Annotated in this window: 26 protein-coding genes; 8 read left to right on the top strand and 18 right to left on the bottom strand. The window is 59.9% G+C overall.

Annotation, left to right across the window (positions count from 1 at the left end):
- Positions 1-38: 38 nt before the first annotated feature.
- The 6 genes from ACF8YQ_RS00300 to ACF8YQ_RS00275 form a co-directional block, all read right to left on the bottom strand.
- A complete protein-coding gene (locus tag ACF8YQ_RS00300; RefSeq protein ID WP_396622253.1) occupies positions 39-1,241 on the bottom strand; it encodes a YbfB/YjiJ family MFS transporter in 1,203 nt (400 codons plus the stop codon).
- An 82-nt stretch (positions 1,242-1,323) separates the two neighbouring features.
- The gene (locus ACF8YQ_RS00295) at positions 1,324-1,980 is read right to left on the bottom strand and encodes an SCO family protein (RefSeq protein ID WP_183579657.1); all 657 of its coding nucleotides are present in this window, start codon (positions 1,978-1,980) and stop codon (positions 1,324-1,326) included.
- A gap of 32 nt (positions 1,981-2,012) precedes the next feature.
- Positions 2,013-2,933 carry a heme o synthase gene (cyoE, locus tag ACF8YQ_RS00290; RefSeq protein WP_396622252.1) on the bottom strand — a complete coding sequence of 307 codons (921 nt, stop codon included), beginning with the start codon at positions 2,931-2,933 and terminating at the stop codon, positions 2,013-2,015.
- Positions 2,930-4,036: a heme A synthase gene (locus tag ACF8YQ_RS00285; RefSeq protein ID WP_396622251.1), complete on the bottom strand. Its 1,107-nt coding sequence runs from the start codon at positions 4,034-4,036 to the stop codon at positions 2,930-2,932. The genes cyoE and ACF8YQ_RS00285 overlap by 4 nt, the downstream gene beginning before the upstream one ends.
- A 15-nt stretch (positions 4,037-4,051) precedes the next feature.
- Positions 4,052-4,693: a hypothetical protein gene (locus tag ACF8YQ_RS00280; protein WP_396622250.1), complete on the bottom strand. Its 642-nt coding sequence runs from the start codon at positions 4,691-4,693 to the stop codon at positions 4,052-4,054.
- On the bottom strand, positions 4,674-5,423 hold the full coding sequence (locus ACF8YQ_RS00275; protein ID WP_396622249.1) for an SURF1 family protein: 750 nt from the start codon (positions 5,421-5,423) through the stop codon (positions 4,674-4,676). Before ACF8YQ_RS00275 ends, ACF8YQ_RS00280 begins: the two co-directional genes overlap by 20 nt.
- A 97-nt stretch (positions 5,424-5,520) precedes the next feature.
- On the opposite strand from ACF8YQ_RS00275, the gene ACF8YQ_RS00270 reads away from it, so the two are divergent.
- A complete protein-coding gene (locus ACF8YQ_RS00270; RefSeq protein WP_396622248.1) occupies positions 5,521-5,724 on the top strand; it encodes a twin transmembrane helix small protein in 204 nt (67 codons plus the stop codon).
- Between the two features lie 11 nt (positions 5,725-5,735).
- Here ACF8YQ_RS00270 and ACF8YQ_RS00265 read toward each other — a convergent pair whose 3' ends face one another.
- Genes ACF8YQ_RS00265 through coxB form a run of 4 tightly spaced genes read right to left on the bottom strand, consistent with a single transcriptional unit; the run spans position 5,736 to position 10,015 of the window.
- Positions 5,736-6,623 (bottom strand): cytochrome c oxidase subunit 3, encoded by an 888-nt coding sequence (locus ACF8YQ_RS00265; RefSeq protein WP_011783645.1) that lies wholly within the window; start codon positions 6,621-6,623, stop codon positions 5,736-5,738.
- Between the two features lie 16 nt (positions 6,624-6,639).
- A complete protein-coding gene (locus ACF8YQ_RS00260; RefSeq protein WP_396622247.1) occupies positions 6,640-7,236 on the bottom strand; it encodes a cytochrome c oxidase assembly protein in 597 nt (198 codons plus the stop codon).
- A 13-nt stretch (positions 7,237-7,249) separates the two neighbouring features.
- Positions 7,250-8,833, bottom strand: a complete 1,584-nt coding sequence (gene ctaD, locus ACF8YQ_RS00255; RefSeq protein WP_011783643.1) for a cytochrome c oxidase subunit I — start codon at positions 8,831-8,833, stop codon at positions 7,250-7,252.
- A gap of 57 nt (positions 8,834-8,890) precedes the next feature.
- The gene (gene coxB, locus ACF8YQ_RS00250; protein WP_011783642.1) at positions 8,891-10,015 is read right to left on the bottom strand and encodes a cytochrome c oxidase subunit II; all 1,125 of its coding nucleotides are present in this window, start codon (positions 10,013-10,015) and stop codon (positions 8,891-8,893) included.
- A gap of 188 nt (positions 10,016-10,203) precedes the next feature.
- Here coxB and ACF8YQ_RS00245 point away from each other — a divergent pair, with 188 nt between their 5' ends.
- The 3 genes from ACF8YQ_RS00245 (at position 10,204) to ACF8YQ_RS00235 (ending at position 12,856) form a co-directional block, all read left to right on the top strand.
- Positions 10,204-11,550 carry an MATE family efflux transporter gene (locus ACF8YQ_RS00245; protein ID WP_396622246.1) on the top strand — a complete coding sequence of 449 codons (1,347 nt, stop codon included), beginning with the start codon at positions 10,204-10,206 and terminating at the stop codon, positions 11,548-11,550.
- Between the two features lie 191 nt (positions 11,551-11,741).
- On the top strand, positions 11,742-12,389 hold the full coding sequence (locus ACF8YQ_RS00240; RefSeq protein WP_396622245.1) for a hypothetical protein: 648 nt from the start codon (positions 11,742-11,744) through the stop codon (positions 12,387-12,389).
- Between the two features lie 80 nt (positions 12,390-12,469).
- Positions 12,470-12,856, top strand: a complete 387-nt coding sequence (locus ACF8YQ_RS00235) for a DoxX family protein (RefSeq protein WP_023008109.1) — start codon at positions 12,470-12,472, stop codon at positions 12,854-12,856.
- 2 nt (positions 12,857-12,858) lie between these two features.
- Here the strand turns inward: ACF8YQ_RS00235 and ACF8YQ_RS00230 are convergent, their stop codons facing one another.
- Complete coding sequence (locus ACF8YQ_RS00230) at positions 12,859-14,655, bottom strand: diguanylate cyclase (protein ID WP_396622244.1); 1,797 nt, start codon at positions 14,653-14,655, stop codon at positions 12,859-12,861.
- A gap of 160 nt (positions 14,656-14,815) precedes the next feature.
- On the opposite strand from ACF8YQ_RS00230, the gene ACF8YQ_RS00225 reads away from it, so the two are divergent.
- Both ACF8YQ_RS00225 and ACF8YQ_RS00220 read left to right on the top strand, forming a co-directional pair.
- Positions 14,816-15,046 (top strand): DUF1653 domain-containing protein, encoded by a 231-nt coding sequence (locus tag ACF8YQ_RS00225; protein WP_011783637.1) that lies wholly within the window; start codon positions 14,816-14,818, stop codon positions 15,044-15,046.
- Between the two features lie 114 nt (positions 15,047-15,160).
- Positions 15,161-16,483, top strand: coding sequence for a Na+/H+ antiporter family protein (locus ACF8YQ_RS00220; protein WP_396622243.1), 1,323 nt, complete (start codon positions 15,161-15,163; stop codon positions 16,481-16,483).
- A 58-nt stretch (positions 16,484-16,541) separates the two neighbouring features.
- Here ACF8YQ_RS00220 and ACF8YQ_RS00215 read toward each other — a convergent pair whose 3' ends face one another.
- Both ACF8YQ_RS00215 and prlC read right to left on the bottom strand, forming a co-directional pair.
- Positions 16,542-16,793, bottom strand: a complete 252-nt coding sequence (locus ACF8YQ_RS00215; protein ID WP_011783635.1) for a YheV family putative zinc ribbon protein — start codon at positions 16,791-16,793, stop codon at positions 16,542-16,544.
- A 56-nt stretch (positions 16,794-16,849) separates the two neighbouring features.
- Positions 16,850-18,895, bottom strand: coding sequence for an oligopeptidase A (prlC, locus tag ACF8YQ_RS00210; protein ID WP_396622242.1), 2,046 nt, complete (start codon positions 18,893-18,895; stop codon positions 16,850-16,852).
- Positions 18,896-19,096: 201 nt separating this feature from the next.
- Here prlC and ACF8YQ_RS00205 point away from each other — a divergent pair, with 201 nt between their 5' ends.
- Together ACF8YQ_RS00205 and ACF8YQ_RS00200 are read left to right on the top strand one after the other, a co-directional pair.
- Positions 19,097-19,636, top strand: coding sequence for a gamma carbonic anhydrase family protein (locus ACF8YQ_RS00205; protein ID WP_011783633.1), 540 nt, complete (start codon positions 19,097-19,099; stop codon positions 19,634-19,636).
- A gap of 190 nt (positions 19,637-19,826) precedes the next feature.
- Positions 19,827-20,282: an Hsp20/alpha crystallin family protein gene (locus tag ACF8YQ_RS00200; protein ID WP_396622241.1), complete on the top strand. Its 456-nt coding sequence runs from the start codon at positions 19,827-19,829 to the stop codon at positions 20,280-20,282.
- A 39-nt stretch (positions 20,283-20,321) separates the two neighbouring features.
- Here ACF8YQ_RS00200 and ACF8YQ_RS00195 read toward each other — a convergent pair whose 3' ends face one another.
- From ACF8YQ_RS00195 to hemF, 5 genes are all read right to left on the bottom strand, one after another.
- The gene (locus ACF8YQ_RS00195) at positions 20,322-20,639 is read right to left on the bottom strand and encodes a PA4642 family protein (protein WP_224850701.1); all 318 of its coding nucleotides are present in this window, start codon (positions 20,637-20,639) and stop codon (positions 20,322-20,324) included.
- Positions 20,640-20,764: 125 nt separating this feature from the next.
- A complete protein-coding gene (locus tag ACF8YQ_RS00190) occupies positions 20,765-21,598 on the bottom strand; it encodes a flagellar motor protein MotB (RefSeq protein ID WP_396622240.1) in 834 nt (277 codons plus the stop codon).
- A gap of 3 nt (positions 21,599-21,601) precedes the next feature.
- Positions 21,602-22,375 (bottom strand): motility protein A, encoded by a 774-nt coding sequence (locus tag ACF8YQ_RS00185; protein WP_011783629.1) that lies wholly within the window; start codon positions 22,373-22,375, stop codon positions 21,602-21,604.
- A gap of 38 nt (positions 22,376-22,413) precedes the next feature.
- The gene (aroE, locus tag ACF8YQ_RS00180) at positions 22,414-23,241 is read right to left on the bottom strand and encodes a shikimate dehydrogenase (protein ID WP_396622239.1); all 828 of its coding nucleotides are present in this window, start codon (positions 23,239-23,241) and stop codon (positions 22,414-22,416) included.
- The gene (gene hemF / locus ACF8YQ_RS00175; protein WP_396622238.1) at positions 23,234-24,160 is read right to left on the bottom strand and encodes an oxygen-dependent coproporphyrinogen oxidase; all 927 of its coding nucleotides are present in this window, start codon (positions 24,158-24,160) and stop codon (positions 23,234-23,236) included. The genes aroE and hemF overlap by 8 nt, the downstream gene beginning before the upstream one ends.
- Positions 24,161-24,164 lie beyond the last annotated feature (4 nt).

The following is a 24,164-nucleotide window of genomic DNA, read 5'->3' as shown; positions in this document are numbered from 1 at the left end:
GGGGTGCTTGCCGGAATGTGGCCGCAGTTTACCATGCCTCAGGAGCGGGCATGCCAGGCTTCAGGCCGGGGCACGAAGAACGCGAATACCAGGCCAAACGCCAGTGCTGCCACCCCGATGCCGAAAGCCGACACCAGGGTGCCTCCCGCATCCAGCCACTGCTTGGTCAGCCAGGGGCCGACCATCTGGGTAAAGCCATACAGTGCCACCATCGCCGCCGACAGGCGCGGGCCCTGATGTGGATGCAGGGCGCGCCCGATGCGCTGGGTCAGCAATACCGTGCCCAGAAAGGTGCTGCCGACCAGGGCGGCACACAACACCAATCCCAAGGCGCCAGGCCAGACCACAGTGGCCAGCACACCGGCCAGCTGAATCAGAAAATTCAGGCGAAGGGCGGGCAAGTCTCCCATCAGGGCCCCCAGTTTGTTCCACAGCCAGGGCGCCGGGATGGTAAACAGGGCGACGATCACCCAGGTGCCGTCCAGCAAGGCGTGGCCCTCAGGCAATTCCAGTTTTGCCAACAGGGGCAGGAAGGTCATGGGCAGAATGTAACCCAGGCCCGCCCCGGCATAGGACAGGAACAGCGGAATGCTGGCGCGATCCAGCAACGGGGTATTGACCACCGCCTTACCGGTGTCATCATGCTGGCGCACCGGTACCTCCAGTTGCCGTAACTGCATGGCACCCCACCAGGCCAGGGGAATCGACAACAGGGCAGCCGGCCACCAGCGCTCCGCGCCCTCCAGCAGACTGGCGGTTCCGGTAACCAGGCCGCTGGACACGAGCAGCCCTACACCAACGCCGATATAGACCAGACCGCTGAGGGAGGCCCGGTTACGCAGTACCAGCCACTCCAGAATCAGAGCTGGCGCCTGGACGAATACCACGCCGTTAGCCACACCGTTCAGCCAGCGGGTGACAGAAATCACCGTCAGCTGGTCGGTCTGGGTCACGATCAGCGTGGTGACCACATGAACCGCCAGGAAAAGAGGCAACATCAGCCGGATCTGGTCGATTCTGTGCCAGCGGATGGCCAGCATCGCCCCCATCAGATAGCCGAGGTAGTTCCAGGTAGCCACCGCAGCTCCATCCGGCGCGTTGAACTGATTATCGGCCACCAGGTAGGGTAACAACGGGGTGTAGATGAATCGGCCAAGGCCGTGGACAACCAGCAAAACCAGGCTACCGGCGAGCAGAACCGTAAACAGTTGCCTGGGGGTGGGGGTGTTTGCAGAAGTCATGGCAGAGGCCCGGTCGTCAGGTTATCAACGGAAACCGGGTAGTGTAGGTGTCTAACCAATGCTTGTCAGTGAGACCTTCGCCTCAGCCTGGCTGGCGATTGGCGTTGGCCCACTGGTAGATACGCTCAAAGGCTTCGGCCAGCTGTTCCGGCTTGTGGGGTGGCTGGATCAGCGCCTGAACGTCGCCGTCCGGATTGAGCAAGGCAAAATGCCCGCTGTGGTCCACCAGCAATTCACCATTCACCTGCCGGTGCACAAACACCGCGCTCACGCTCTTGGCGACCTGGCGCAGGGTGTCGAGATCGCCGGTCAGGCCGTGGAAATGCTCACCAAAGAAATCGGTATAGGCCTTCAGCTTCGCCGGGGTATCGTGCTCCGGGTCTGCCGAGACCAGCAGATAGTCCGGTTGAGGTAATTCCGGGGACAGCAACTGGTCGGTACGGCGCAGATTGGCCATGGCAGCGGGGCAGATGTCCGGGCAATTGGTATAGCCCACAAACACGAAGGTCCACCGGCCCCGGAGATCTTCCCGGGTGACCGTCTCTCCTTCCTCGTTAGTCAGAGAGAACTCCACCAGGGGCCGTGGCTGGTCGTAGACATAGGCGTTGTACTGGCTGAGATCCGGCGCCGGTGCCGGTTCGCCCCCCACCAGAAAGACCTGCCGACCCACTGTCAGGCCGAACACCAGCACCACCAGCAACAACAGAGCAAACAACGTGATCCGAATCGACCGCCCCATAGGGTCTCCCAACCAGGCTTGACCCCGGCCAGTCAGGCCGGGACAAAGACAAAATGATCCACCAGCAACACCACAAACAACGCCATCAGATAGGTGATGGAATATTTGAAGGTGTTCAGCGCTACCCGCCGGTCGTCGCCGCGCAGCAGGCGAACAGCATATTGCAGGAACCTCAAGCCTAGCGCCAGGGCGCCCACCAGGTAAATACCGCCGGACATGCCTGTGACAAACGGTAGCAGGCTGACGGCCAGCAGCATCAGGGTATAGAGCAGAATATGCAGTTCGGTGTAACGATTGCCGTGAGTCACCGGCAGCATGGGAATACCGGCCTTGGCGTATTCCTCCTTACGGTGGATGGCCAGAGCCCAGAAATGCGGTGGTGTCCAGGCGAAGATGATCAGCACCAGCAACAGCGCGTGGCCTTCCACCTGGCCAGTGACCGCGGTCCAGCCCAGCAGTGGCGGCATGGCACCGGCCAGCCCGCCGATGACAATGTTCTGTGGCGTCGCCCGTTTCAGGAACAGGGTGTAAACACCGGCGTAACCCACGAGGGAGGCCAGCGTCAGCCAGGCGGTCAGCTCGTTCACCTGCCACACCAGCACGACCATACCCAGGGCCGCCAGTACGGTAGCAAACAGCAGGGCGTCCAGCGTCGCAATCCGGCCAGTCGCCACCGGCCGTTTGCGAGTGCGGGCCATCACGGTATCGATCTTCTGATCCACCACGTGGTTCACCACCGCAGCCGCGCCGGCCAGCAGGGCGATACCGAGGTTGCCGAACAGCAGCACGCTCCATCCGGGAACGCCTGGGGCTGCCAGCAACATGCCGATCACCGAGGTAAGAATCATCAATGCCACTACCCGGGGCTTGGTCAGTTCCAGGTAATCGCGCCAGGAAATAGTGCTCGCATGCGTTGAATTCTGGATCGGCAGCGCCTTCACTTGCTCGCTCATGCCGTAACCTCCCGGTTTATGGTTGTTGTATGAGGTGCGGGGGATAGTGCTGGCAGGGCCAGCTGATGATGCCGCCAGATCAGGTGCACCATCGACAGTAACAGGCCGGCGCCCATGGCGTTATGGGCAACGGCGACGATCAGGGGAATGTGCAGCCAGACGTTGGTCAGCCCCAGACAGAACTGGAGCACCAGGGCACCGCCCACCAGAGCGATGGCCCTGTCGAGACCGCTCTGGGCTCGCTGGCGCCACAGCAGCCCCAGCAATATGGCCAGATAACCCAACACAAGGACCCCGCCCAGGCGATGGCTGACGTGAATAGCAACCCGGCCATCGCTGGTCAGCTGGCCGCCCAGATAGTTGGGACCAACATGTTGGGTGATATCAAATCCATGCTGAAAATCCATGCCCTCGGGCCACCACTGACCCTGACAGGTAGGCAGATCGGTACAGGCAACGGCAGCGTAGTTGGCTGCCGTCCAGGCCCCCAGGGCAATCTGGGTAATGACCAGCAGCAAACCGCCATACAGCCAGGGTCGGAGTCTTGTCAGGGATGCCGCCATCGCCGGCCGCGGCGCCTCACTTTCCCGCGCCCGCCGCCGGAGCCGCAGGGTCAGCAACAACAACAGGCTCAGGGTGGTAAATCCGCCCAGCAGATGCAGGGCTACCACCTGAGGCCAGAGCTTGAGGGTAACCGTCCACATGCCGAACGCGGCCTGCAACACGATAAAGCCGGCAATGAACAGCGGCAGTTTGACCGGAAGCCCCGCTCTGCGATTGCGCACCGAGGCAATGGCCAGCCCGAATACCAGTAGTCCCAGGGTACCGGCGGCGTAGCGATGGATCATTTCCGGCCAGCCCTTGGAGACATCCACCGGGGTCTCCGGGAAACGGGCATTGGCGATGGCGATGCGGGTTTCATCCTGGGGTACGGTCAGAAAGCCATAACAGCCAGGCCAGTCCGGGCATCCCAGGCCGGCGTGAACCAGTCGTGTCCAGGCACCGAGCATAATCACCACCACTGCCAGCAAGCAGGCCAGGGTAGCCCAGAACGCCAGTTTCTTTGCTATTGCCCGGGATTGCTCCGGAGACATCGCCGTCATACCGCAGGCCTCCCGTTAGCCAATCTGTGACAGTTTCAGCAGGTGCTTCAGATCTTTAAGCAGCTGTTTGCCGGTGTGTTCGCTGCCATAGTGCATCATCACATTGCCAAACGGGTCGATCAGCAGGATTCTCGGTTGCTGCTCCGGGTTGATCCCGGCGGGCCATGCCGGTGTCTTGCCAGCGGCCGGTTGCAGGCGCTCCATCAACTGGTACTCATCGGACCAGCGCCGCTCCAGATCCGCCGGTACCGTGCCCAGATAGGCGGCACGACCAACACGCGGCGCGTTCTTGCCAAGCGCAACGTTAACCTGGCGAGCCAGATACAGCAGTTGCTCGCAGTCTTCCGTGCAACGTTCCGAAGCCACCAGCATCAGCCATTTCGGGTCGGCGACATCAACACCAAAGCGTGCCTGCAGGGGGTTCCCCGCAGCGGTTTGCAGATTCAGCTCTGCCACCGGCACCGGCGGTTGCACCAACTGCCCCTGATTGCTCTGACCGGCCGGGTTAAGCCAGCCGGTGTAAAACATGACCGTCGCCACCAGCATGGGGCCGAAACCCACCGCAAAGAGCAACATGGCGGTGCGCCGGCCCCGCCTGACCTGAGCCGGGCTCGGGCCATCAGAATGAGAGATAGAGTCAGCCGTTGTCGTTGTCATTGTCGGCTCCTGCCTTGGGTCTTTCGCTGTCTTTTTTATAACTCGCCACCAGAGTCAATATAGTCAGTGCTACCGCCAGTGCAAACCACTGGGCGGCGTATCCGTAGTGCGTCTGCGGGCCCATCACATCCGGCGCCCGGTCCGCCCGGTATGCACCCGGTTGCTGGCTGTCGGCAAGATGAACAATCATCGGGGCCGGCGTGCTGCCCAACGCCCGGACCCGGCTCTCCGGCAACGCCTGGACCCGTCTCGGCCAGCCGGGTGTATCGGGCTCCTGCGCCCCCAGCACAGGAGGTTCCGGATAGGCCGCCAGCCGGCCCTGAAGGGTGAACCGAGACCCAGGCGTCTGCACTTCCGGCAGTTGTTCGCGGCTGGCCGGTGCCGGTACCCAGCCCCGGTTGACCACCACCAAAGGGCCTGAGAGCGGCTCAAAAAGCGTCAGCACTTCGTAACCGGCGCGGCCGTCCCGGGTCCGATTGTCCAGCAACCAGCTCTGCTCCCGGTACCAACCGGTCAGGGTGACCGGTTGGCCCTCTTGCCACCCATCTGCAACCGCCACATCCTGCCAGTCCCACGCGGCGCTTTCTGAATTCCAGGTCTCCAGCCGACTGGTTTTTTCCGCGGCGCGGTTCAGCTGCCAGACGCCCAGACTGATCAGCAGAGGCAGAAAGACACCGCTGAAGACCAGCAGGCGCCGTTCGAACTGCCAGCGGCGGGAGCTGAAACCCACTTAGAGCCGCTCTGCTATAGTGAAGTAACAAACCGGGGCGTTGTTCCCGGCACCAGAATGCTCAACAGGCTGCGGACCTGAAACAACCGGATTCCTCATGTTAAAACTTGCCATTGTCGTACTGCTGTTCGCCGTCATTATCAGCCTGTTCAGCGGGCTGTTTTTCCTGATTCGGGACGGCGGTAAAACCAACCGTGTGGTGAACTCACTGGCGGTGCGGGTCTCGCTCAGCGTGCTATTACTGGCCGTGGTGCTGATCGCGCTCTGGACCGGCGATCTCACAATGAACCCGACGCCCTGACTTCACCTGCCTCAGAGCACATACACGAACACAAACAGACCCAGCCAGACCACGTCCACAAAATGCCAGTACCAGGCTGCCGCTTCAAAGCCGAAATGATTGTCGGCGGTGAAATGGCCTTTGATGATCCGGACCAGCATGATGGCGAGCATCAACGTACCCAGCATCACGTGGGCCCCGTGGAAACCCGTTAACATAAAGAACGTGCTGCCATAGATGCCGGACTGCAGGGTCAGGTCCAGGTCCTGATAGGCGTGCATGTACTCGTAGCCCTGTACGAACATGAACACCACCGCCAGCGCAATGGTGGCTCCCAGCCACAGCTTCACCTTGGCCCGGTGACCCGCTTTCAGGGCATGGTGGGCAATGGTCACGGTGAACGACGAGGTTACCAGCAGGATGGTGTTGATCAGCGGCAGGCCCCAGGGCCCGATCACTTCCTTCGGGCCCGGGTACGCCTCCGGGTTAGGGTTGTTGACCAGAGGCCAACTGGCCTGAAAGCCTTCCCACAGCATGTTGCTACTGCCTTTATCACCCTCGCCCCCCAGCCAGGGCACCACGAACATCCGAACGTAGAAGAGCGCACCGAAGAAAGCCGCAAAAAACATGACTTCCGAGAAAATGAACCAGCTCATCCCCCAGCGGAAAGAGCGGTCCATCTGGTCGCTGTATAGTCCGGCCCGGCTCTCGCGGATAACGCTGCCGAACCAGCCGAACAGCATGTACGCCATGATCAGCGCGCCAATCCAGAACATGATCCAGGAACCGGTGGTGCTTTCACCCTGGTTGCCGTTCACCATGATGGCTGCCGCGCCATACAGGGTGACCCCCAGGCCAACGGTAGCGACAATGGGCCACTTGCTCTGTTCGGGAACGTAGTAGGTCTGGTGATCCGCCATAGCTGTCTCCGATGGCTTAGCCGTTATTGTTGGTTGTTTTTGCTGCCCCGGCGGCACCCGATACCTCGGCCTTCTGGCTCTGGTCGTAAAGGGTGTAGGACAGTGTCAGCTTGGTGATGTGTTCCGGCAGTTCCGGATCCACGATAAACACCAGAGGCATTTCTGTGCTTTCGCCGGCTTCCAGGGGCTGCTGGTTGAAACAGAAACACTCGGTCTTGTGGAAGTACAGGGTGCCCTCAGCCGGGGACAAGCTGGGAACTGCCTGTCCGACCATGGCCTGGTCGCTGCCGTTTTCGGCGTAGAAATTGACGGTCACCGGCTCACCGGGATGCACCTTGATGCTGCGGGTCACCGGCCGGAATTCCCAGGACATACCCGGGCCATTACTAGCCAGGAACTGGACCGTCACGGTACGGTTGGCATCCACGTGGTTGGTGACCTGCGCATCGTACCGACCGCCGGTCTTGCCATTGATACCGGTGATTTCGCAGAACACGTCGTACAGGGGCACCAGGGCGAAGCCGAAGGCGAACATACCGACCACGCCGGCCATGCACCAGGCAATCACCCGACCGTTGCTGCGTTTGCCGTGTTGCGGTTGTGGCTCTGCCATGGCGACCTCCCGGTTATTTCACTTCCGGCGGTGTCGAGAAAGTGTGATAGGGCGCCGGTGAGGGCACCGTCCATTCCAGCCCTTCGGCACCATCCCAGGGTTTGGCGGCGGCCTTCTCTCCCCCCCGCACACACTTCACCACGATGAACAGGAACAGCAACTGACTGACGCCGAACATAAAGGCCCCGATGCTCGACACCATGTTGAAGTCAGCAAACTGCAGCGCGTAGTCCGGAATCCGCCGGGGCATACCCGCCAGCCCCAGGAAGTGCATGGGGAAGAAAGCCAGGTTCATGCCGATGAACGATAGCCAGAAGTGGGTCTTGGCCAGGGTTTCGTCGTACATGTGGCCGGTCCACTTGGGCAGCCAGAAGTAGGCGGAAGCGAAGATGCCGAAGATGGCACCGGGTACCAGCACATAATGGAAATGCGCGACCACAAAGTAGGTATCGTGGTACTGGAAGTCCGCAGGCGCGATGGCCAGCATCAGCCCGGAGAAACCACCGATAGTGAACAGAATGATAAAGGCCACGGCGAACAGCATGGGCGCCTCGAAACTCAGGGAGCCCCGGAACATGGTGGTGACCCAGTTGAACACCTTCACCCCGGTGGGCACGGCAATCAGCATGGTGGCGTACATGAAGAACAACTGCCCGGCCAGTGGAATACCCACGGTAAACATATGGTGCGCCCAGACCACGAACGACAACAGGGCAATGGCACCCACCGCATACACCATGGAGGCATAGCCAAACAGCGGTTTGCGGGAGAAGGCCGCAACAATGTGGGAGATGGCCCCGAACGCCGGCAGGATCATGATGTACACCTCCGGATGCCCGAAGAACCAGAACACATGCTGGAACAGTACCGGATCGCCACCACCGGAGGCATCAAAGAAACTGGTACCGAAGTTGATGTCCATCAGCATCATGGTCACCACGCCGGCCAGCACCGGCATGACCGCAATCAACAGGAACGCGGTGATCAGCCAGGTCCAGACAAACAGGGGCATTTTCATCAGGGTCATGCCCGGCGCCCGCATGTTGAGAATGGTGGCAATGACATTGATGGCGCCCATGATTGAGGACACACCCATGATGTGCACCGCGAAGATGAAGAACGTGGTGCTGGGTGGCCCATAGGTGGTGGAAAGCGGCGCGTAGAAGGTCCAGCCGAAGTTGGGGGCGCCGCCCTGCATGAACAGGGTGGAGACCAGAATCAGGAAGGCGCAGGGCAGCAGCCAGAAACTCCAGTTATTCATGCGCGGCAGTGCCATGTCCGGCGCGCCGATCATCAAGGGCAGCATCCAGTTGGCTAACCCGACAAAGGCCGGCATGACCGCCCCGAACACCATGATCAGACCGTGCATGGTGGTCATCTGGTTGAAGAACTCCGGCTGCACAATCTGCAGACCGGGCTGGAACAGTTCGGCCCGGATGACCATGGCCATGCTGCCGCCGAGCAGGAACATGGCAAAACTGAACATCAGGTACATGGACCCGATGTCCTTATGGTTTGTGGTCAGCAGCCAGCGGCTGATGCCTTTGGCCGGGCCGTGGTGATGTTCCTGGCTGTGGGTATCTGCAACCGCACTCATGAAAACCCCCGTTACCGCCTTCTGATGTGGCTGGTGATTGTTGTTATCTGGCGTTGATTACTGCTGGTTCTTGTAATCAAAAATTTCCTTGGGCGTGACCATATCGCCGGTGTTGTTACCCCAGGCATTACGCTCATAGGTAATCACCGCGGCCAGGTCCACTTCGCTCAGCTGGTTGCCGAACGCCTGCATCGCCGTCCCGGACTTGCCGTTCACCACAATGTCGATGTGAGCCGTCATATCTCCGGTCGCAATCGGGCTACCCTTGAGCGCGGGGAACGCCGGGGGGGCCCCGCTGCCATCCGCCTGGTGGCAGGCCGCACAGGCTGTGGCATAAGCCTTCTCACCACGCGCCATCAATTCTTCCAGAGTCCAGTCTTTCTGGGTCAGCTGGCGTTCTTTCTCGGCTGCCTCGCGCTGCTCCGCCACCCAGGCGTTGTATTCCTCTTCCGGCACCGCCTCGACCACCACCGGCATGAAGCCGTGGTCCTTGCCACACAGCTCGGTGCACTGGCCACGGTAAATGCCCGGCTCATCCACCCGGGTCCAGGTTTCATTGATAAAACCGGGGATGGCATCTTTCTTCACGCCAAACTCCGGCACCCACCAGGAGTGGATTACGTCATTGGCGGTCAACAGAAAACGCACTTTCTTGCCGACTGGAATCACCAGCGGGTTGTCCACTTCCAGGAGGTAGTTTTCACCCTTGGCCTGGCGGTTCTCGATCTGGTCCCGGGGTGTAGACAGGCTGGAGAAGTAACCAAAATCTTCATTGATATACTCATACTGCCAGCGCCACTGATAGCCGGTAACCTTGATATCCACTTCGGATTCGGTGGTGTCGTACATCTCCACCAGCGTTGCCGTGGCGGGAATGGCCATGGCCACGAGAATGGCGAACGGAATGATGGTCCAGAGAATTTCGACCACCGTGTTCTCGTGGAAATTGGCCGGTTTCGCGCCCTGGGATTTGCGATGGGCGAAAATGGACCAGAACATGACCCCGAACACCACCACACCGATGGCGACGCAGATCCAGAGAATGGTCATGTGAAGGCTGAAAATCTGATTACTGGTGCCGGTTACACCGGGCGTCATGTTCATGGTCCAGTCGGCCACGACCACAGCCGGTGACAACAGACCAGCGGCTAGGGCTACTGCCCGCTTGGCATGCACGCGCATACTGTGTCTCCACAGAGTGTTATTCTTGTCGGATTTTGCGTCATCCCTCCGAAATTTACCGATGGCACTCGCAACCGTCGGAAATCCCCGAGTGAAAGCCTGCTTATGGATACATCAAAATTGAGTATAGACACAGATCAAAAAAAGACTAAAAAATCCTTAAATCCAAATAAGATAAGTGCAGAGTTTTGAGAAGCATAAAGAATAAGCAGCGTGCGCCCGGCATCATTGACCGACGCCTGTGGGCACTGGCCTGGCCACTGATGCTGACCAATCTCACCGTACCCCTGCTGGGCCTGGTGGATACCGCCGTGCTCGGCCATCTGCACAGTCCGGAATACCTGGGCGCGGTCGCCGTGGGCGCCAATCTGTTCAGCATCCTGTACTGGACCTTCGGCTTCATGCGCATGGGTACGACCGGTCTGGCGGCCCAGGCCTGGGGCAAACGGGATGCCTTTGCCCAGGTCGCGCTGCTATTACGCTCAATCCTGCTGGCCATCGGCATCGGGCTGTTATTGGTTCTGTTCCACCAACCGCTGATCCGGATCGGTCTGGAGCTGATGAATCCCAGCCCTGAGGTGGCCGCTCTGGCGGCAGAATACGCGGCTATCCGGATCTGGAGTGCGCCAGCGGTGCTGTGCCAGTACACCCTGGTGGGCTGGCTGATCGGTACCCAGTTCCCCCGCGGCCCCATGGTGATGCTGATCATCGCCAACGGCATCAACATTGTGCTGGACGTGTTCTTCGTTACGGTACTGGGCTGGAACAGCCGGGGCGTGGCCATGGCCACCGTGATGGCGGAATACGGTGCTGCCCTGATCGGGTTTGCCATCGTGCTTCGGAGGATGCCCGAAGGCCAGCGATTGACCCGCGCGCTGTTCGGACAGTTGGCAGACTACCTGACCATTCTGCAGGTGAACCGTTACATCATGGTTCGCACCATTGCCCTGCTGCTGGTACTGGCGTTTTTCACCGCTCAGGGTGCCCGGCAGGGCGATGTCATCCTGGCCGCCAACGCCGTGCTGATCACCTTTTTGCTGGTGATTTCCAATGCCCTGGACGGTTTCGCCAATGCTGCCGAAGCTTTGGTGGGTGAGGCCATTGGCCAGAACAGCAGGCGCCGGTTCCGCATGGTCTTCCTGAGCGCCCTGCGCTGGTCGATCTGGGGCGCGTTGTTGCTGACCGTTGCGTTCGTGCTCGGCGGCCGCTGGCTGATCAGCCTGCTGACCGGTCTGGAGGAGGTGCGAACTACCGCCTGGCAATACCTGCCCTGGCTCTGGCTGCTGCCATTTGCCTCGGTCTGGGGTTTTCTGCTTGATGGTGTGTTCATCGGCGCCACCCGCACCCGGGAAATGCAGAACACCATGCTGTTTTCAGCGCTGGCTGTGTTTCTGCCGGTCTGGTGGCTGACCACCGGGTGGGGCAACCACGGACTCTGGTTTTCGCTCATCACGCTGATGCTGGCGCGAGCCGGAAGCATGGGCTGGATGTGCTGGCGTTATACCCGCGAGGGCCGGTGGTTTGATGCACGCTGACGCCAGCTATACACACCGTAACCGTTAAATTTGCCAGTACAGGCAGCAAGGCAACAAATCTTGGCTACACTAGTCAGAAACGGCAGGCATGTTGCGGTAGCCAGCCCCTGCTTTCCTGCCTCCGGTTACTCCTTGATAGAACGGGAGGCGCCTTGCGACCTCAAATTGTTCAGACTTCGGCATCTCCTGAAATGACACCACAGGCCGTCCTTGAAATCATCGATCAGGCAAGGCGCCAGGAAGCACGATCCGGCGCCTTCTTACGCCAGATGAAAGAGAAAGCCGCCCGGCTGCCGGGTTCGGTGGTGGTGGATGGCTATCAACCGGCAACGTCCCTGTTCCAGTTCGCGGTGGAATACATCGAGATGGCGCCCAGGCTGGTGGAATGTGTTGACGCCTGTGCCCGGGAAGCCGGTATAACCAAACTGTTCCAACCCTTCATTGATGCCGCTACCCGCTACTTCACCCAGCCCTCGGTACTGCTGGTCCGCTACGATGGCCTCGACGGGCTGCTCATACGCGCTTACCTGTGCCACCGGTTGATGGAAGAAATGCACGATAACAACCGCTCTACCCGCGCCAGCGAACTGATTGACCTGGAAGCCACCCGGGCCAACCTGTTGGTGCACGAGCTCATTGGTGAACCCTTCGCCAATGAGCTGGACGATGCCATTACCGTTACCGTACTCCAGATTGCCGGCACCCCGGATTACTACGACCTGGACCTGGAACCCTTCATCGACCAGGTCAATAACCAGGCCTGGGACTGGATGCGACAGTACTGGGAAAACCTGCTGGAGCGGAACCACATCCGCTTCGCCCTCGGGCCGTCGTGCTGAGTTTAATAACAACACGTCACTGAATTGCCTCCGGAAAACCAGTATTCTTGCCCTCCCGAACAACACTGAGGAGGCCAAACGTGCTGGATAATGCCGATCTTGGAAAACTGATTGTACGGCTGACACTGGGCGGGTTACTGCTGTTCCACGGCATCGCCAAACTGCTCAATGGCATTGGCTTTATCGAAGGCCAGCTGGCCAGCCATGGCCTGCCCACGATCCTGGCCTACGGCGTCTATATCGGGGAAGTCATTGCACCGCTGATGGTGATTCTCGGATACCAGACCCGCATCGGCGCCCTGATCATTGTTTTCAACATGATCGTTGCCATCGCCCTGGTGCATGGCCACCAGCTGTTGACTTTGAGCGGCAACGGCGGCTGGGCGCTGGAACTTCAGGGCTTCTTCCTGTTCACTGCACTGGCGCTGATTTTCCTGGGGCCGGGCCGGTACAAACTCAAAAACTGAGGTCAACTGGTGGTGGGGGCGACTGCCTTGGGATGCCAGACCACCACCCGGTTGCGCCCATCGGCCTTGGCGGCGTAGAGCGCCTCATCGGCGCGGCGAATCAGTTCCTGACAATCGGATTGCCGGTTGGGGGTCAGTGTCGCCACACCAAGACTGATGGTCAGGCTGACCGGCGACATATGCTCGCCGCTGTTAACCGGCGTTCGGGCGACCGACAGCCGCATCCGTTCCGCCACTTGCTGCGCGCCGGCCACATCGGTAGCGGGCAGCAGAATGGCGAACTCCTCACCGCCGTAACGCGCCACCAGGTCCCCAGAGCGCTGGACCTCATCGGACAGAATTGCGGCCAGCGCCACCAAGCAATCGTCTCCCACCAGATGGCCGAAGCGGTCGTTCACCTGCTTGAAGTGGTCAATATCCAGCAGAATCAGGCTCAGTTCATGCTCGTGACGCAACGCCCGGTTCCACTCAGTTTCCAGTTTCTCATCAAAACGGCGCCGGTTGGCGACGTAAGTCAGGCCGTCGGTCAGGCTGATGGCCCGTAACTGCTCGTTTGCCTGCTCCAGCTCCTCGGTGCGTTCCCGAACCCGGGATTCCAGGGTCAGGTTGGCCTGGCGCTGTATGTCCAGGGCATGCTCCTGGGCCTGTTGCCGGCGCCGGCGCTCCATGTTGATCCGGTAGGCCAGGGCAAACGACAACAGAATTACCTCAACCGCCACCCCGGCCTGGGGCGCCAGCTCGGTAAATGGGCTGCGCGGAATCCAGCCCAGCTTGCTGACCGCGAGCACCAGGTGCCCCAACAGCAAGGGCGTCCAGGCAAGTACATAAAAGCCGCCCAGGATCTGGCCCCTGCGCCAGACATTGATACCAATCAGCCAGGCCACCGGGGTCGCGAACGCAGCCAGACTGCTTATCCAGATAATGCCCACCTGGTAAGAACCAACGAAACCGTAGATCAGGCCCAACAGATTGACCGCCAGTAGTGTCTGGAGGACCCGATACCCCCAGCGAGAGTAACTCTTGACCAACAGGAATTTCATGGTGAAAACGATGGCCGCAATCAGCGCGGCACTGACCACGGGCACAGTGAAGTAACGGTTGATCCACGGCACGTCTGGCCAGAACCACTGGAACAGCAGGCCATTGAAGTTGAGCTGCACGGCACCGGAACAGACAACCGTCAGCACATACCAGAGGTAGGTCTGGTGGCGGACAATCAGGAACAGAAACAGGTTATACAGGGCCAGAGCGACCACGATTCCCAGGAACATGGTCTGCCAGCCATAGGAAATCTGCTCGTTGGCAAGAAATTCGGCGGACGGGGTTACCGCGACGGGAACCTGAACCGAGCCCTGGGTCTGCACACGAATCCAGGCCGTGACCGGCTCGGTATTGGACGGCACCAGAAAGACGAAATTGCGGTGCACAATCGGCCGGCTGTCGAACGGCCGGGTGTCCCCGGTGTGATGGGATTCGATAATCCGGCCATCCAGTTCCCAATACACCGACACTTCATCGAGCAGGGGATAGCCCACTTCCAGAACCCGGTTGACGGGTTGCGCCGGTACCCGTACCTGCAACCAGAATTCGTCGTCACTGAATCCCCGGTTCAGGGTCTGGCCTGCGGGAACCGTCTGCCACTGGTCAGGGCCGATGGCGCGGATCGCCTCGACATCCCTGGCCCCCTGAGGTACCGACAACCATTGGAAGGATACCGGCTCGGCATGGGCAGCAGTGAAGGCCAAGCACAGCAGCAAGGTAAGGAATATGCCTGTTCTGCGGGAAATGCGCCCGTTCATTCTTGTCTGTAATTTCCGGCCCGGGGTGCTTGAACTACACTGTTGTGTTCTGATGGGAAACACCATAACCAACCGTGCTTCACAAACAGTGTAGACGGATATCCCGCTCAAGTCCGGCGAAATTAAGGGGTAAAGCCCCGCTACCACCAGAGAGGAAGACATGCCCGAACGCAGACACACGGTTCAGCCCGGCCGCTACCGGCATTACAAAGGCAAGGACTACGACGTGATCGGCGTGGCCCGCCACAGCGAAACCGAAGAGCCGCTGGTGGTCTATCGCTGCCTGTACGGCGACCATAGTCTATGGGTTCGCCCGCTCCCCATGTTTCTGGAAACTGTCGATGTGGCCGGCGAACAGGTTCCCCGTTTCATGCGGGTTGAGGACGAGTAACGGTTACACAACCGTTTTGACTGCGGCGGCCATTTCCTGCACATTAGCGCACTTTTCGTGCTGCCGGCGCCCAAAAGGTGCCGGTATTCCCTCGATTCCTATCCGGAGTTTGCCATGAATGCCGTAGTTGCCGCGGTACTGATCATGCTCGTACTGAGCCTGTGCCGCATTCACGTTGTTGTTGCCCTGATCATCGGCGCCATATCCGGTGGCCTGGTGGCAGGCATGTCCCTTGAAGAGACCATCAATGCCTTCAATACCGGCCTGGGCGGTGGTGCCACCGTGGCCTTGTCCTATGCCACCCTGGGCGCGTTTGCCGTCGCCATCGGCAAATCCGGTCTGGCCCATGCCCTGGCCGACAAGGCCCTGGCCATGGTGGGCCGGCAGAATGAAGGGGGCGCTGCCACCGGCATCCGGTTCATGATCATCGGCCTGCTGCTGGCCATTGCCGTATCGTCACAGAATATCCTGCCGATTCACATCGCCTTCATTCCGCTGGTCGTGCCGCCACTGCTTTACGTGATGGCGAAACTGAACATGGACCGCCGGCTGGTGGCCTGCGTGCTGACCTTCGGCCTGATCACGCCTTACATGTTCCTGCCAGTAGGCTTTGGCGGTATCTATCTGAACGAGATCCTGCTGGCCAACGTGGCCGACAACGGGGTAGACGCCAGCAACCTGAACGTCATGTCGGCCATGGCGTTGCCAGCCCTGGGCATGCTCCTGGGTCTGCTGGTTGCGGTCTTCTTCAGCTACCGGGGCGGTCGTGGCTATGACCTCAAGCGCATCCAACAGACCGAGCGTGTGGACGTTAAGTACAGCCCCAGAACACTGGTGATGGCGCTGGTCGCCATTGCTGTGGCGTTCGTGGTGCAACTCTGGCTGGGCTCCATGATCCTGGGCGCACTGGCCGGCTTCGTACTGTTCAATATTTCTGGCGTGGTAAAGTGGAAAGAAGCCGACGATCTGTTTACCGAGGGCATGAAAATGCTGGCCATGATCGGTTTCATCATGATTGCCGCCAACGGCTTTGCGGAAGTGATGCGGGAAACCGGCGAAATTGCCACGCTGGTGGAAGGTTCGGTCGCCGCCATAGGCGAGAACAAGGCGCTGGCAGCATTGCTGATGCTGGTGGTGGGCCTGTTGATCACCATGGGCATCGGGTCATCATTCTCCACCATCCCCATTATCGCCGCCCTGTATGTGCCACTGGCGCTGCAACTGGGCTTCAGCCCCCTGGCCATCGTGGCCCTGGTGGGTACGGCGGGTGCTCTGGGTGATGCCGGCTCTCCGGCATCAGACTCCACCCTTGGCCCCACCGCCGGACTGAATGTGGATGGCCAGCACAACCACATCTGGGACACCGTGGTGCCCACGTTCCTGCACTACAACCTGCCACTGCTGGCCTTCGGCTGGCTGGCCGCCATGGTGCTCTGAGGCACCGGAAAAACCCTCGGTTTGCCACCGGCCGCAGACGGCCAGGCAAGCCGGGGGATCAGTCTTCTGAACCGGACTTGAAGAACACCACCTGTTTTACCGTGTGATCGTCCTTGTTGTCCCGCTTGTTCACCCGGGTCTCGATCTCCGGTGCCGCTGGCTGCTCCTGATCGGACATGGCATCGGTAAAGCCGCATGCCACGCATTCGCGCACCTGCTCACCGTGGTCATCGGTAAACATCATGATCTTGTCCATCTCCGCACAACGGGGACAGACAGCGCCGGCGATAAAGCGTTTCGGACTCGCCATAATTCAACTCCAGATAAGTCACCCGATGGCCAGTACGACCACCGGGCGTGTTTGTATCAGGCCGCTTCGTCCGTAATGCCGGTCTGCTTCAGCAAGGCATCCACCTCGGGCTCCCGGCCCCGGAACGCCTTGAACAGCTCCATGGGCTCCTGCGAGCCACCTTTCTCCAGAATGTTGTGCAGGAAGGCCTTGCCGGTTTCCGGATCAAAAATACCATTCTCCTCAAACAGCGAGAACGCATCGGCCGCCAGCACTTCCGCCCACTTGTAGCTGTAATAGCCCGCCGCGTAGCCCCCGGCGAAAATGTGGGAGAAAGCATTCGGAAAACGATTGAACTCCGGCGCCTGAACCACGGCAATCTCTTCCCGCACTGTCCGGTGCATGTCGAGCGGATTGGTCGGCGCCTGCTCGCTGAATTCCGCGTGCAACCGGAAATCGAACAGCGAGAACTCCAGCTGCCGCACCATGGCCATCCCGGACTGGAAGTTCTTGGCCGCCAACAGTTTCTGCAGCAGATCTTCCGGCAGCGGTTCTCCGGTTTCATGGTGACTGGCAATCAGCGCCAGCGACTCCGGGTTCCAGCACCAGTTCTCCAGGAACTGGCTGGGCAATTCCACCGCATCCCAGGCCACACCGTTAATGCCCGACACATCCATCACCTCGACCTGGGTCAGCATGTGATGCAGGCCATGGCCGAACTCGTGGAACAGGGTGGTGACTTCATCGTGGGTCAGCAGTGACGGCTTGCCGTCCACCGGGGGCGTGAAGTTGCAGGTCAGGAACGCCACTGGCAACTGCAACCGGCCGCGCAGATCGCGCCAGCGCACCCGGCAGTCCGCCATCCAGGCACCACCGCGCTTGCCCTGGCGGGCATAGAGATCCAGGTAGAACCAGGCAATCGGCTCGCCGTGGCGACTGATGCAGTAAGCCTGGGCATCTTTGTGCCAGGTTTCCACCTCCGGATGGGCTTCGATCTGAACATCAAACAGCTTCTCTGCCACCCGGAACAGGCCCGGTACCACCTTGTCCACCGGGAACCAGGGGCGCAGGGTTTCCGGAGAAATGTCATAACGCTTCTGGCGCAGCTTCTCGCTGTAATAGCCGACATCCCAGGCCTGAAGATCCTCGACGCCGTATTCGTCTTTCACAAACGCCTTCAGCTCGGCGAACTCCTTCTCCGCCTGGGGCTTGGATTTCGCCGCCAACTGATTCAGGAACTCCATCACCTCATCGACACTAGGGGCCATCTTGGTGGCCAGCGAACGCTCGGCGTAGTTATCGAATCCGAGCAACTGGGCGAGGGCATGGCGACGCTTGAGAATCTCAGCCATCACCGGGGTATTGTCCCACTTAGCCGCATCCGGGCCCTGATCCGATGCCCGGGTCACAAACGCCTCGTACACTTCCCGGCGCAGGCTGCGGTTGTCGCCGTAGGTCATCACCGGATAGAAACTGGGGAAATCCAGGGTAATCACATAACCGTCCAGCTCCTTCTGCCGGGCCGCCTGCCTGGCGCCTTCAATGGCCGTTTCCGGCAGACCGGACAGCTCGTCCACATCGGTGATGTGTTTGTACCAGTGCTGGGTGGCGTCCAGCACGTTATCGCTGAACTTGTTGGACAGTTCCGCCAGCTCCCGGGACAGTTCCGCGTAACGCTTTTTCTTGTCCTCGGGCAGATCCACACCACCGAGCCGGAAATCCCGCAGGATGTTCTCGATGGACTTGCGCTGGGATTCGCTCAGATTGTGGAAATCATCGCGGGCGGCCAGTTTTTTATAGGCCTCACACAAGGCACTGTTCTGGCTGACTTCCGTGCTGTATTCGGTCAGTTTTTCCAGGCAGTTCTTGTACACTTTGCGCAGATCATCGTTGTTCATCACACCGTTCAGGTGGGAGATCACCGACCAGGCGTTACTCAGCTTGTTTTCCAGCTCCTGCATGGGCTGAGCCAGGGTTTCCCAGCTGGGATCCTCCTGCTGGGCCAGCGTCTGGATCTTCATCCGGTTCTCGCTGAGAATCTGGTCTATGGCTGTTTCCATGTGCTCGGTACGGATATGGCCGAACTTCGGCAACAGATCGTCAGTCAGTAGCGGGTTATTCATAGGTCCCCTTCTCAGCCGTTCGTTAATGAGATAGCTTGCACCAACTTACGGGGTGCCGGTGGGGGATGGCTTTCAGAAACTGTGTGGAGCCAGGGATGGCGGAACTCAAGCGTCACAGGGATGTGCCGAAGGAGCGTGTTTCTGAAAGCCATCCCCCACCGGTACCTTGCACCGTACTTGGACAGCATTGAGGTATATGTAATGGCGAATGTACGAACTCACAAGGGTATCACACCACAATTTGGCGAACGCACCTGGGTAGACGACAGCGCCGTGGTCATTGGCGATGTGCAGATGGGCGAAGACTGCTCCGTCTGGCCCATGACCGTGATCCGAGGCGACATGCACAAGATCCGCATTGGCGACCGCTGCAGCATCCAGGACGGCTCGGTACTGCACATCACCCACGCCAGTGACTACAACCCCGGCGGCTGGCCGCTGATCCTGGGCGACGACGTGACCGTTGGCCACAAAGCCCTGCTGCATGGCTGCACCATTGGCAGCCGGGTCCTGGTCGGCATGGGCTGTACCGTGATGGACGGCGCCGTGGTGGAAGACGAAGTCATTATCGGCGCCGGCACCCTGGTACCGCCAGGCAAACGCCTGGAATCCGGCTACCTGTACGTGGGCTCCCCGTGCAAGCAGGCCCGGGCCCTGAGCGACAAGGAAAAAACGTTCTTCAAATACACCGCCGCCAACTACGTCAAACTGAAAGACGAATACCTGAACCCTGCCGAATAAGCCCTGACCAACCGCCCCTGATTCAGATCAAATTCTGATCAGGGGCACCTTGAAAAATACCCGCCTGCACCTACTTTCGAGAATAGCAGAAGTTCACGGAGTCCATCCGGGGGCGCCACCGGGTTGGAGCTGTTCCGCGAGCGAAGCTGATGACCATCTCAGATTCGACATCGTTATAGGAGGAGTTCCCATGAGCAACATTACACGCTGGAATCCGATCAGTGAGTTCGAAGACATGATGAACCGCTACAACCGGATGTTCGGCCTGGCCCGCACCAACGGAGAACGGGAAGGTAAGGATCTGTTCAGCCGCAGTGACTGGGCCCCGGCGGTGGATATCAAGGAGACCCCGGAGGCCTTCATGGTGGAAGCCGAGCTGCCGGGTATGAGCAAAGACGACGTGAAGGTGACCGTGCAAGACGGCGTACTTACCATTCAGGGCGAGCGCAAGAGCGAAGAGGAAACCAAGGACAAGAAGCTGCACCGCATTGAACGGTTCTACGGCAGTTTTATGCGCCGGTTCACCTTGCCGGACAACGTGGATGAGAACAGTGTGAAGGCCAACTTCAAGGACGGCCTGCTGACACTGAGCATTCAGAAGGCCGAGCCCAAAGAACCGAAGGCGATCGAAGTCGAGGTAAAGTAAGCCCTCGCCTTCGAGCCTGCAAGGCAGCCTTGCCGGGAATCAGTTCCCGGCCGCTGCCTTTTTTTGTGCGCCGGCGTTTTCCAGGACGCGGGCATAATCCGCACTGCGCCGGTGGCGAGCGACACGATCGAGGATGGTGGTACCCTGCTCATCCTCGGCATTCAGGTCTCGGCCCGCTTCGGTAAAGAAAGCGATAAAGCGCTCGAAGTCCTCAGCGCGCATGGCCTCATAGGCCCGGCTCAGCACGAAATAATCGGCATTGATGCTTCGGTCCCACGGGGTCAGATCGAGATAGCTCTTTACCCGTTCGTCACTCCATTCTTCACCAATGACTTTGGGTTTGTCCGGTCCGCTCATGCTGGCATCTCCTGCTGTCTGCAATTCAGGGCGCACAGTATAAGGCTTTGAATGGGCGAGAGTTATATGAATCCACTATGAGTATCTGCACTGCGAGCATAAGGCGCGCTGGGCATAGCGGCGGCTCAGGGCAGGATTTCCACCGGCAGGTCTGCGGTGGGCACTTCATCACTGCATTCGGGATTTCGAATAGCGATCTCCACCCGGCGGTTGATGGCTCGGTTTTCCGGGCTGGTGTTGGGGGCCAGTGGCCGGGTCTCGGCACGGCCCGCGGCAACCACACGGTCGGCGGGAATATCCCGATTAAGTACCAATTCATGCACCACCGAGACCGCCCGGGCAGCAGACAGGTCCCAGTTTGAGCGGTACTGGCTGCTGGAAATCGGCCGATCGTCGGAATGCCCGGAAACCACAACATCCCCGGTACAGGCAGACAGTACACTCACCACACGCTCGATGATCGGGATCATTTCCGGCTTGATAGTGGCGTCACCCGAGCGGAAGGTCGCTTCCTCCGAGAACCGGATAACCACCTGATCCTCATCGTAGTTCACATGCAGGGTTTCGGAAGCCACTTCCTCTTCCAGTTCCCGAACCAGACGCCCGGCCAGGTCCAGCACACCGCCGGGTATCTGCCGGGTTTCTGAGCGCTCGGTACGCTCATCAATAAACTCAGGTTGTTGTTGCAACGACTCCGACGGTTCGGGCAGCGAGACGGTATCCGATTCCACCAGGGTAATAGGGGAGCCACCCACGTCCTCCGCCACCACGTTGCTGGAACCAAAGGCCAGCGACATGGAGTTGGCCATGGCCCGGTACTTTTCCACATCCATTTCGGCGAAAGACAGCAGCAGAATAAAAAACGTCAGCAGCAGTGTAGCCAGATCGGCAAACGTCACGATCCAGTCCGGGGTGCCTTTCTTGCCCCGGTTCTTTTTCAGTGGCCGTGCCGGTTGCAAACCTCAGGCCTCCCGCTCGGGTTCGAGGTTGGTGCGGTGTTCCGGAGACACATAGGAAGACAGCAGTTCGGTCATAACCCTGGGGTTTTCACCGCGCATGATGCTCTTGATGGAGGTAATGATCAGCATCTGGTTGCGGGCATCGTCTTCCGCCTTCAGCTGCAGCTTGTCGGCCAGGGGTAACGCCATCAGTTGGGCAATGAATGCGCCGTACAGGGTGGTCAGCAGGGCAATGGCCATGGCCGGACCAATGGAGGAGGGATCATCAAGGGTATTGAGCATCTGCACCAGCCCCACCAGTGTACCCAGCATGCCGATGGCCGGTGCCGATTCGCCAATGCCGCGGAACACCCGTTCCGCCACTTCGTAGCGTTCGGCGGTCTGCTGGCTGTCCTGCAACAGGGCCTCTTCCACCAGTTCCGGCGGGTGGCCATCGACACAGAGGTTGATGGCTTTCTGCAGGAACTCGTCCTTGGTGTCATGGTTCTCCAGACCCAGAATGCCCTCCTTGCGAACCACCCGGGCCAGCACGCCCACTTCCCGAATCAGTTCCGCCGGGCGCGCCAGCTTGTCCGTAAAGGCCGCGCGGAATGCGAGCCGGAAAGCACTCAGCACGGAGGGCATCCGGAATTTGATCAGGGTTACGGCAAACGTACCCCCGAGTACGATGGCCAGGCCAGGCAGGTTCAGAAAGGTAAGTACGGTTGCATTCGCCAACATGGCGAGCAACACAATCAGGGTTCCGGCTAGCAACCCGACAAGCGTAAGAATATCCATAACTGACCCTTATCGACGGCTCGGCTGCATCGCCTGCCTCAGTCTGTTCTCAGTTCCTCGATGACGGCCGAGGTTTCCGGGCGTACGCCCCGCCACACGAAAAAAGCTTCGGCAGCCTGTTCCACCAACATGCCCAGACCATCAAACACGCGTACGGCGCCATGATCCAGGGCCCACTGGTTAAACGTGGTGGTCTGCAGAGAATACATCATGTCGTAGACCACGGTATCTGCGCCGATCACATCTGCCGTAATGGCTGGCAAATCGCCCTTCAGGCTGGCGCTGGTGCCGTTGATCACCAGATCAAACGGTTCTTCGACCTGCTCAAAACCACAGGCCGAGAGTTCAATGCCACTGTGTTCCCGGCCGAACAGCCGGGCCAGCGCTTCGGCTCTGGCGACAGTACGATTGGCCACAACCACACTGGCGGGCTGCTCGTCCAGCAGAGGCCCGAGCACACCGCGCACCGCACCACCAGCGCCCAGCACCAGCACACGCGCGCCCTTCAGAGGCACGCCATGGTTGTCCCGGAGGTCGCGAACAATACCCACACCATCTGTGTTATCGGCCACCAGCTGGTCTTCTTGATCCAGATAGAGAGTATTGGCGGCACCTGCCAGCTCGGCCCGGTGAGTCCGGTGCTCAGCCAGGGTCCAGGCCTGTTCCTTGAACGGCACCGTAATGTTCAGACCCTTGCCGCCGCGGTCGAAGAAGTGATGAACGGTGCCGGCGAAATCCTCCAGCGGCGCCTGAATCGCGGTGTATTCCACGGCCTCACCGGTCTGTTGGGCAAACAGGCTGTGGATACGGGGTGATTTACTGTGGCTGATGGGGTTGCCCACCACGGCGTACAGATCGTTAGTCATTACGTTCCTCCAACCAGTCACGGCCGGTCAGAAAATACTCGGTCAGCCGGGCCTCCTCAGTGCCTGGCTCCGGACGGCGGTCGTAATCCCAGCGCACCAACGGGGGCAGGGACATCAGGATAGACTCGGTCCGGCCGCCCGACTGCAGTCCAAACAGCGTGCCCCGGTCGTACACCAGGTTAAACTCGACATAGCGGCCCCGGCGGTAGAGCTGGAATTCCCGCTCCCGTTCCCCCCAGGGCTGATCCATACGCCGGCGCACAATCGGCTCGTAGGCCTCAATGTAACTGTCGCCCACGGCCTGCATAAAGGCAAAGTCACGGTCGAAATCGCCGGTGTTGTAGTCATCGAAAAACAGCCCGCCAACGCCCCGTGGCTCCTGCCGGTGTTTGAGGTAGAAATAGTCGTCGCACCAGCGCTTGTAGTCCGCGTAGACGGAGTCACCGAATGGCTGGCAGGCCGCCTTTGCGGTGCGGTGCCAGTGCACGCAGTCTTCCTCAAATCCGTAATAGGGCGTGAGATCATAGCCGCCACCGAACCAGTACACCGGGTCGCTACCTTCCGGCGTGGCAATGAAAAAGCGCACGTTGGCATGAGACGTGGGCACGTATGGATTGTTCGGATGAATCACCAGCGACACCCCCATGGCCTGCCAGGGTGCGCCCGCCAGGTGAGGGCGGTGAGCCGTGGCAGACGCTGGCATGGTCTCGCCCATCACGTGGGAAAAGTTAACGCCACCCTTCTCAATAACACCACCGTCGGCCAGCACTCGGCTGATACCGCCACCGCCTTCCGGCCGCTGCCAACTGTCACGGATAAACGATGCCTGGCCATCGACCGCTTCCAGCCGCTGACAAATGCGCTCCTGAAGACCGATGAGGTAGTCCTTGACGGCCTGGATATCCGGCTGCTGTGACATGAAT

Origin of the sequence: Marinobacter sp. W-8 (genome assembly GCF_044342215.1) — a bacterium.
Taxonomy (GTDB): domain Bacteria; phylum Pseudomonadota; class Gammaproteobacteria; order Pseudomonadales; family Oleiphilaceae; genus Marinobacter; species Marinobacter nauticus.
The sequence above is the reverse complement of the archived record's forward strand: the minus strand, read 5'-3'. Positions and strand labels throughout refer to the sequence as shown.